The 6,265-nt window shown below is 60.2% G+C and carries 7 protein-coding genes; 4 read left to right on the top strand and 3 right to left on the bottom strand.

The window, feature by feature from the left end; translation table 11 throughout:
• Positions 1-496: hypothetical protein (locus ACP5EL_RS03935; RefSeq protein ID WP_428401163.1), on the bottom strand; the 496-nt coding region annotated here is incomplete at its 3' end.
• 35 nt (positions 497-531) lie between these two features.
• Positions 532-1,047 carry a hypothetical protein gene (locus ACP5EL_RS03930; RefSeq protein WP_428401162.1) on the bottom strand — a complete coding sequence of 172 codons (516 nt, stop codon included), beginning with the start codon at positions 1,045-1,047 and terminating at the stop codon, positions 532-534.
• A gap of 342 nt (positions 1,048-1,389) precedes the next feature.
• On the opposite strand from ACP5EL_RS03930, the gene ACP5EL_RS03925 reads away from it, so the two are divergent.
• From ACP5EL_RS03925 to nadA, 3 genes are all read left to right on the top strand, one after another.
• On the top strand, positions 1,390-2,382 hold the full coding sequence (locus ACP5EL_RS03925; RefSeq protein WP_428401161.1) for an RIO1 family regulatory kinase/ATPase: 993 nt from the start codon (positions 1,390-1,392) through the stop codon (positions 2,380-2,382).
• 18 nt (positions 2,383-2,400) lie between these two features.
• Positions 2,401-4,365, top strand: coding sequence for a DUF460 domain-containing protein (locus ACP5EL_RS03920; RefSeq protein WP_428401160.1), 1,965 nt, complete (start codon positions 2,401-2,403; stop codon positions 4,363-4,365).
• A gap of 64 nt (positions 4,366-4,429) precedes the next feature.
• Positions 4,430-5,323 carry a quinolinate synthase NadA gene (nadA, locus tag ACP5EL_RS03915; RefSeq protein WP_428401159.1) on the top strand — a complete coding sequence of 298 codons (894 nt, stop codon included), beginning with the start codon at positions 4,430-4,432 and terminating at the stop codon, positions 5,321-5,323.
• 447 nt (positions 5,324-5,770) lie between these two features.
• Here nadA and ACP5EL_RS03910 read toward each other — a convergent pair whose 3' ends face one another.
• Positions 5,771-5,917, bottom strand: coding sequence for a hypothetical protein (locus ACP5EL_RS03910; RefSeq protein ID WP_428401158.1), 147 nt, complete (start codon positions 5,915-5,917; stop codon positions 5,771-5,773).
• A 104-nt stretch (positions 5,918-6,021) separates the two neighbouring features.
• Between ACP5EL_RS03910 and ACP5EL_RS03905 the strand changes: the two genes are divergently transcribed.
• Positions 6,022-6,265 (top strand): hypothetical protein (locus ACP5EL_RS03905; protein WP_428401157.1); only part of this gene is annotated, 244 nt, incomplete at its 3' end.

The raw sequence follows: 6,265 nt of genomic DNA, 5'->3' as shown, positions 1-6,265 counted from the left end.
TTATCTCATAACTCTTTACGACTGTTATTATGCAGCAACAGCGGTGTCTGGTTCCGTCCCCGCCTACGGCTTCAATCTCGATGGGGTGGCCTCCCGAACTGGCATCTGATGATACTTTTGCAGTTATCATCGATGAATCATTATCTGGAAGCTTCAATGCATTTGGATCAAAGGTGATGTTTATGCCTGGGGGTTCTTCGACAACCATCAAGAAGATCTCGTATTCGTACGGGTTGATGCGATGGCAATTCTCTACCTTAATTCTGCTCTCGTTGCTGATCACCATTAGGGGGATCGCACCCGGTGCGGATGGTGCCTCAGTTAAGGCGCCCGTCGTCTCCATGCTGACCTTATCGAGACTGACCCGAAAGTCGGTCGGCGAGTTTATAATATCGACATATACACCAAATATTTGCGATATTATAACCGGTGTTATCGCCAACGCCAAGGTAATTATTACGCCTGTGTTTTTGTACCATTTTGTATCCTCGGCCATGAAACCTCTCTGAAAAAGTATACGGATCTGGAGATCTAAGCCTCGAATCTTATCTCCTTCAGGTATATTGTCTCCCCAGGGTTCGTATTCTCTGTAGTCAGCCAGCAGAATCCCCCGATCACCTGGCTCAGATCGTCCGACTTCAGAAAATCGATCTTATAATCTGTCCAATTCCGATCCAGTTCGATCTCCCCCGTGGAGATCGGCGGGGTTATAGTGTCCTCGTAACGGCCGCCTTCGATCCCTCCTATCATGAACTCCGCCCGTTCGCCGCCGTTCTGTCCTCGGGCTTTGAAGGTGATCCTTGTTGCCTTGCTCAGGTCGAGGCCGGGATGATCACCCCAGTTGTACTTAGGGTACTGCCAGTAGATCCCTGCCCATCCTCTGCCCTCCGACTCCTCTCCGGAATATGCGATTTTGGTGCTCCCGTCCGCCTCGGTAAAGATGGATACGTCCGCCTCGTCGCCCATCAATCCCGTGGGATGGAAGATGTTGGTGACGTCGACTAAGACCTCGCCGACGGCGTTCATGGGGATTATCGCACCGGCCAAAAAGAGAACAACAGCGACTGATAAACGGCTATGTAAAACCTCATCTCGGACCATTTTGATTCACCAGATATAGGTTAAGTATCTTCGGCACTATAAATGTATTTTGATGTGATCATGGCGAAGATAGATCGCAGGTGATGCTGCATTAGACCCCGTTTTCAAGACTATATAAAGAGAAATATCGGCCGGTACCGTCTCAGAATGGGCGAAGAGATCGCGCTCAAAAAGAGGTAAGTCTCTGGCAAAGCGATCTCCCCACGGCAGAGCTGAGCGGTCGGGATCTCTGAAGAGGGAACCCAATGCAGGGCAATCAATTTTAATTATAGCCGACAAATAAGTGCCGTGGATAACCTGGCAGATGCTTTCCTGAAACTGGACAGAAAGGAGATCGCTCTCCTCAAGGCGATCGAGAGGGGGATGCGCCACTGCGAGTGGGTCCCGGCGGAGGATCTGATGGCCAAAACCCGCCTCTCCCCCAAGGCGGTGATCGGCGGCCTCTCGAAGCTTTTGGCCAAGAAGCTGGTCTTCAAGACAAAAGAGCCCTATGAGGGTTACGCGATAGGCTTTGCAGCCTACGACCTCATCGCCCTATCCGACCTCGTCGACCGGGACGTCGTCTTATCCCTCGGCGACCTCCTCGGGGTGGGCAAGGAGTCGGTCGTCCTCGAGGCCCTGGGCCGAGCCTCCTCTCCTCCCGCAGCGGAGATGGACGCCGCAGAGGGGGCAGAAGAGGTCGCAGATGAGCTGCCTCTGGCGGTCAAGTTCCACCGCCAGGGGGAGACCAGCTTCAAGCAGATCCGGCGGGTGAGGGATCATCTCGCGGATCTGCCCCGCTGCGCCTGGATCCACGCCGCGAGGCTGGGGGCTGCAAAGGAGTTCAAGACCCTCAAACGGCTCTACCCCGAGGTCTCGGTGCCACGGCCCGTTGCCCTCAGCCACCACGCCGTGGTGATGGAGCATTTCGGCGGGACGGAGCTATATCGAGTCGACCTCGAAGAGCCCGAAGGATGGCTGGAGGCGATCTTGGAGGAGGCGGCCGCCGCCTGGAGGAGGGGGATCGTCCACGCCGACCTCAGCCCCTACAACGTCCTGGTCAGGGAGGACGGCGAGATGGCCATCATCGACTGGCCCCAGGCCGTCTCCCGGACCCATCCCCGGGCCCGGGAGCTCCTGGAGAGGGACATGAAGAACGTCGTCAGTCACTTCCAGCGGAAGTACCGCCTCGACCTCGAGCTCGAAGAGGCCCTCGCCTTCGTCCTCGGCGAAAGTGACGAGGGGGTGAAAGAGGACCAAAAAATATCGAGGGAGAAGAAGGAGGACGGGAGGCCGTCATGAGGTGATGCCATCGCGGGATTGATCTATGGAGTGGATATCGCCAGCGGATCACCCAAGAGCAAGCGGGCCCCAAGCTACGCCCTCTTCATCCTCGATGGGGAGAGGGAAGAGCGCCACACCATGATCAGCAGACAGAAGCTGATCAGGCTGATCAGGCAGACTGAGCCGGAGGTGGTGGCGACCGACAACGTCCACGAACTCGCCGCGAGCAGGATCGATCTCGTCAGGCTCCTGAGAGGGATACCGCCGAAGACGAAGCTGGTCCAGGTGACGGGAGGAGAGAGGTCCCAGGCCCTGGCCAAGATCGCCCGATGGCACGGGATCTCCTTCGATCGGCAGAATCCCATGGACGAGGCAGAGACCTGCGCCCGCCTCGCCTCTCGGGGCGTTGGAAGCATAGTCTCGGCCTTCGAGGACCGGACCTGGATCAAGGTCAGCCGCCGAAGGTCCCCGGGACGGGGAGGCTGGAGCCAGAAGAGGTACACGAGAAAGATCCATGGGTCGGTGAAGGCCCTCTCCCGGGAGGTGGAGGAGAAGCTCCGAGAGGATGGACACCGGTTCAGCGCGAGGTCTGTAGAGGGGATCGGAGGCTACGTCAGAAGCGAGTTCGTGGTGGAGGCCCCAAAAGACGAGGTCCATCTCCGTTCGGGCTATCGAGGCGACGCCCAGATCAGGGTCGAGGGGGTGGAGAGGCCGAGGCTGAAGTTCGAGCCGCTCCGCTCGAGGCGGGGCTACATCATCGCCGGAGTAGATCCCGGCACCACCACCGGGATCGCCGCCCTTAACCTCAGGGGCGAGCTGGTGGACCTGGTGAGCGCGAGGGCGATGTCGCCTCCGGACGTCGTAGAGTGGCTGGCGGAGAGGGGAAAGCCCCTGGTCGTTGCGACAGACGTCTTTCCTCCGCCCGGAGCCGTGGAGAAGGTGAAACGGTCCTTCTCCTCCGTCCTCTACTCGCCCGGAAGCGACATTCCCTCCGAGGAGAAGATCGCCCTGGCTCGGGAGTACGGCTACAGAAACGATCACGAACGCGACGCCCTCGCCGCCGCCGTCAGCGCCTATAAGAGGTACAAGAACAAGTTCCAGCAGGTGGAGAAGAAGTGTCCCCCCGACCTCGATCCCGAGGAGGTGAAGGCCCTGGTGGTGAGGGGCCTCTCCATAGACCAGGCGATCTCGGGGATGACCGAGCCTCCGGCCGAGGTGCCCGCGACCCCGGGGGAGGCCGAGGCTCCGGTCGACTCGGAGCTCGCGGGCCTTATGGCGGAGAACAGGCGCCAGGCCGATCAGATCCGGCGGCTGAGAGAGTACGCGGAGGAGCTGAAAGGCGAGCTCGCGAAGGATGAGGTGGCGCGCCGCCGTCTGGAGGCGAAGATCGAGAGGCTGAAGGACAAGTCCCGCCGCGAGATCAAAAGGGACCAGGAGATCAGGATCAGGGAGAAGGAGATCGAGAGGCTCCGAGGCCTCCTCCGGCAGGAGAGGAAGATCAACCGGAAGCTGAAGGCGAGGCTCAAGAGGGCCAGGAAGGCCGAAGAGCTGAAGGTGGAGGCGGTGGGCAGACCGGTCAAGGAGATCGCCTCCTTCTCGAGAGAGGCGATCCTGGCGGCGGCCGAGAGGCTGGAGATCGGGAGAGGAGACGTCGTCGTCCTCAAAGACGCCAGCGGCGGCGGCCCCAACACCGCAGACCTCTTCATCGAGGAGGGTGTGGAGGCGGTGATCGTCGAGACGGAGATGGAGCCCTCGGTGGAGGGGCACCTGATGGACGGCGGCATTCCCGTCGTCTCCAGCCGGGAGGTGCCGGTGAGGAGGGTCGCAGGAGTCGCCCTCGTCGACCCCGACGATCTGGAGGAGGCGCTGGCCCGGTGGGCCGAGCGGAGAGAGGTCCGGCTGGCAAGACAGAAGACCGAGTGGCTGGAGGGGATGATCCAGGAGTACCGGGCAGAGCGGCGTAAGGACGAGCGGCAGAGGCGAAAGAAGCCCGAGGAGTGAGGCGACTTTCCTTGCGGCGAGGGGAGCGTTTTTAAAGTAAATCCCCCCTCACTGCCTTCCAATCATGCTCGCTGATGAGATATCCAGGTTGAAGGAGGAGCAGAACGCCGTCATCCTCGCCCACAACTACCAGCCCGGCGAGGTCCAGGACGTCGCCGACCTGCGGGGCGACTCCCTGGAGCTCTCCCGGGCCGCCGCCGGGGAGAAGGCCGAGGTGATCGTCTTCTGCGGCGTCGATTTCATGGCCGAGACCGCGGCGATCCTCTCCCCCGAGAAAAGGGTGATCATGCCCGAGGCCGGGGCCGGCTGCCCCATGGCCTCCATGATAACGGCCCGGCAGCTCCGGAGGTTCAAGGCAGAACATCCCGGAGCCGCCGTCGTCTGCTACGTCAACTCCTCCGCCGAGGTCAAGGCAGAAAGTGACATCTGCTGCACCTCCGCCAACGGGATCGAGGTGGTGGCCTCCCTCGCTGAGGACCAGGTCCTCTTCGTCCCCGACAGGAACCTGGGAAGGTACGTCGCCCGCTTCACCGATAAAAAGATCGTAACCTGGGACGGCTACTGCTACGTCCACGACCGCTACACAACTGAAGACGTCCGGCGGGCGCGGGCCCTCCACCCCCAGGCCGAGCTCCTCGTCCATCCCGAGTGCAGGCCCGAGGTGATCGACCTCGCAGACCACGTCTACAGCACCTCGGGGATAGCAAGACATGCGAAAGAGAGCCCCGCCCAAGAGTTCATCGTCGGAACCGAGATCGGTATGAACTATCGGCTGAAGCAGGAGAACCCCGATAAGGAGTTTTACCCCCTCAGCGAAGAGGCGGTCTGCGTCGACATGAAGAAGACGAGCCTGGAGAAGGTCCTCTCGGCCCTCCAGACCCTGGAGCCGCGAGTGGCGGTCCCCGAGGAGATCGCCGACCGGGCAAGGGGCGCCATCGAGAGGATGCTGGCGGTCTGATGATTGGCCGCCCCGACCAAAACGTTCATGAGCACCGTCTCTCCTCCCGCCTCCCTCTTCCACAGAGGAAAACTCAACCGAAAAGTATCTTATAAGAAAAGGTATGAACCCGGAGCGGTGGTCGCTTATTAGCCGATATACCAATGCCCGTCAGCTGCGGTATCCTCTCTTTGCGGGGTGCGTTATGCTGCTTTTGGCCGCAGTGTACAGCGATGTGAACCAGCTGGCCGTCGAGCCTTTGATAGAGCTCTCGGCCATGATACTGATCATCATGACCGCGGTCATATGGCGAAAGTAAAATCAGAAGCGGTACGTAATCCCGATCTATCTTAATCATTCATTCATCCTGCCGATCATAAAGAAGATGGTCCTGGCGGCGAGAAGCCGGGACCGATAGGCCAAGCCCAACGGGGCGAGGCCCTGGTGGGAGCTTTTATCTGCGAGGTTTCAATCCTTGCAAGTCTCATCTGTCGTTTGAGCCCTCGGAAGAGTCTTTTTGGACTGGTCACTCTTTTCTCCCATTTCCTTCTTCTCCGTCTCTTGGAGGATCTCCTCCAGGGAGTCGGGAAGCTCAGCTCCGCAGATCGCGATCACCTCCACTTCTTCTATCGATGTGCTGGCTTTCTTCGTCTTGCAGTCTCTTTAGTTCTCGGGCCAGGTCCCTCGCCATCCCGGCCGCCTCACGGATCCGATCGGCGGTGGCGAGCTCCCGGGGCGGTACCTCCGACTCCAGCCAGGCCGAGAGATCCCTGAAGAAGATCGCGAGCCTGCCGGAGGCCTGGGCCTCGGCTGCGGCTTCGCCCGTATCCGACCAGGAGACCAGAAGAAAGGCTGACAGGATCGGGGAGCCTCTCCTGATCGAGATGGTGCGGGCCGGGCCGGGCGGGATGGGGTGCAAGAGATTCGACCGCGAGGACCCGGTGCCCTTCAGAATCGATCCGC

Source organism: Methanocrinis sp., from assembly GCF_049974945.1.
Classification (GTDB): Archaea; Halobacteriota; Methanosarcinia; order Methanotrichales; family Methanotrichaceae; genus Methanocrinis.
This window is presented reverse-complemented; position numbering and strand designations above follow the sequence as displayed.

What these genes read in the sequence shown, in the direction of transcription:
- nadA (WP_428401159.1), top strand. Translation starts at nt 4,430, where the DNA reads ATGCTCGCTGATGAGATATCCAGGTTGAAGGAGGAGCAGAACGCCGTC.